The 1,860-nt window shown below is 42.3% G+C and carries 3 protein-coding genes; all 3 read left to right on the top strand.

Annotated elements, in window-relative coordinates:
- On the top strand, positions 1 to 321 hold a 321-nt coding region (locus IBX48_RS10450), incomplete at its 5' end, for a Fic family protein (RefSeq protein WP_365942547.1).
- An 84-nt stretch (positions 322 to 405) separates the two neighbouring features.
- Complete coding sequence (locus IBX48_RS10445; RefSeq protein ID WP_296834339.1) at positions 406 to 1,566, top strand: dTDP-glucose 4,6-dehydratase; 1,161 nt, start codon at positions 406 to 408, stop codon at positions 1,564 to 1,566.
- Positions 1,567 to 1,584: 18 nt separating this feature from the next.
- The coding region (locus IBX48_RS10440; RefSeq protein WP_296834336.1) for a four helix bundle protein at positions 1,585 to 1,860 on the top strand (276 nt) is incomplete at its 3' end.

Raw genomic sequence — 1,860 nt, 5'->3', positions numbered from 1 at the left:
TTCAAAATTCAAAATTCAAAAGACGGCTACAACCAACAAAAACAAACTACAGAAATGGTTGAGGGTGTAAGTGGCGGTGTAACCGAACAAGTCACCGAACAAGTCGGGCGTTTGCTTAAAGCAGTTGATGAGCAAGAAATAAATAGCCAAGAAATTATGAAACAACTTGGCCTAAGTCATCGACCAACCTTTTTATACGACTACCTGCAACCCTCAATTAAACAAGGTTTGCTTGAAATGAAATACCCCGATTCGCCCAAAAGTCCAAAGCAAAAATACCGACTGAGCGACAAAGCAAGAAAACTAAAAATTGAAAATTAAGAATTCAAAATTACAAAGTGGTGCGCCTAAAACTGGCGGTTACTACCCAGCTCAAAATTAAGAATTGAACATTAAAGATAAACTATGAAGAGCGATCAAAACTCAAAACTTAAAATTCTTGTCACCGGCGGGGCAGGGTTCATTGGTAGTGCTGTGGTGCGCCATATTATCAACGAAACAGACTTTGCCGTCGTCAATGTCGATAAACTGACCTATGCTGGAAACCTTGAATCGCTTAAAAGCGTAACTGACAATCCACGCTATGCGTTTGAGCAGGTCGATATTTGCGATGCCGCCGAACTCAAGCGTGTATTCACACAACACCAGCCGGACATCGTGATGCATTTGGCTGCGGAATCGCATGTAGATCGATCCATCGACGGCCCAGGCGAGTTTATTCAAACCAATATCGTCGGCACTTATACCTTGCTCGAACAAGCACGAGCTTATTGGGCAGGCCTGCAAGGCGACAAAAAAGCCAACTTCCGTTTTCACCATATCTCGACTGACGAAGTTTATGGTGATTTGCCACACCCAGACGATAATTCTGAATGTTTAATTTTGAATGATGAATTAAACCAAGATAATTTAGAATTGAACATTAAAAATTCAAAATTGCCGTTGTTTCAAGAAACAACGGCTTACGCCCCAAGTTCACCCTACAGCGCATCAAAAGCAGGCTCAGACCATCTAGTGCGAGCATGGCAAAGAACCTATGGTTTACCAACCCTAGTCACAAACTGCTCAAACAACTACGGCCCATATCACTTTCCGGAAAAACTCATTCCACTAGTGATCCTTAACGCACTAGAAGGCAAACCACTCCCCGTATATGGCAAAGGCAATCAAATCCGCGACTGGCTTTACGTAGAAGACCACGCCCGCGCCTTAGTACTCGTTGCCACACAGGGCAAACTAGGCGAAACCTACAACATCGGCGGCCACAACGAAAAACAAAACATCGAAGTCGTGGATAAAATCTGTGAGATTCTCGACGAACTTGCCCCAATTGCACAAAATAAAACCATTAAAAATTCAACATTAAAAATTAATCATTACAAAGACCTCAAGGTCTTTGTAAAAGACCGCCCAGGCCATGACATGCGTTACGCCATCGACGCCAGTAAAATCCAACGTGAACTCGGCTGGACACCACAAGAAACCTTCGAATCCGGCATACGCAAAACCGTACAATGGTATCTAAACAACCAGGCCTGGTGCGAGCGCTTGCGCTTGAATGTTTAATTTTGAATGGTGAATGGCATGAGTGTTGAAAATATTGTGCTAGATAAAAGCTTCCAATTTGCCATCAGAGTTGTAAATTTATATAAGTTTTTGGTCAAAGAGCATAAAGAATTCGTTTTATCAAAACAATTATTGCGTTCGGGTACATCTATAGGCGCCAGCGTAAATGAAGCACAAGCGGCGCAAACAAAAGCCGATTTTATTGCCAAAATGTCTATAGCTAGTAAAGAGGCACGAGAAACTGATTATCTAAATCCAGAACAACCACATGTAACAACACTCAAACAAGAAAGC

This window comes from Thiomicrospira sp. (genome assembly GCF_014859555.1).
GTDB lineage: Bacteria > Pseudomonadota > Gammaproteobacteria > Thiomicrospirales > Thiomicrospiraceae > Thiomicrospira.
This window is presented reverse-complemented; position numbering and strand designations above follow the sequence as displayed.

Bases quoted from the DNA above. Each gene is read 5' to 3' on its own strand.
- IBX48_RS10445 (WP_296834339.1), top strand. From the start codon at position 406: ATGAAGAGCGATCAAAACTCAAAACTTAAAATTCTTGTCACCGGCGGG.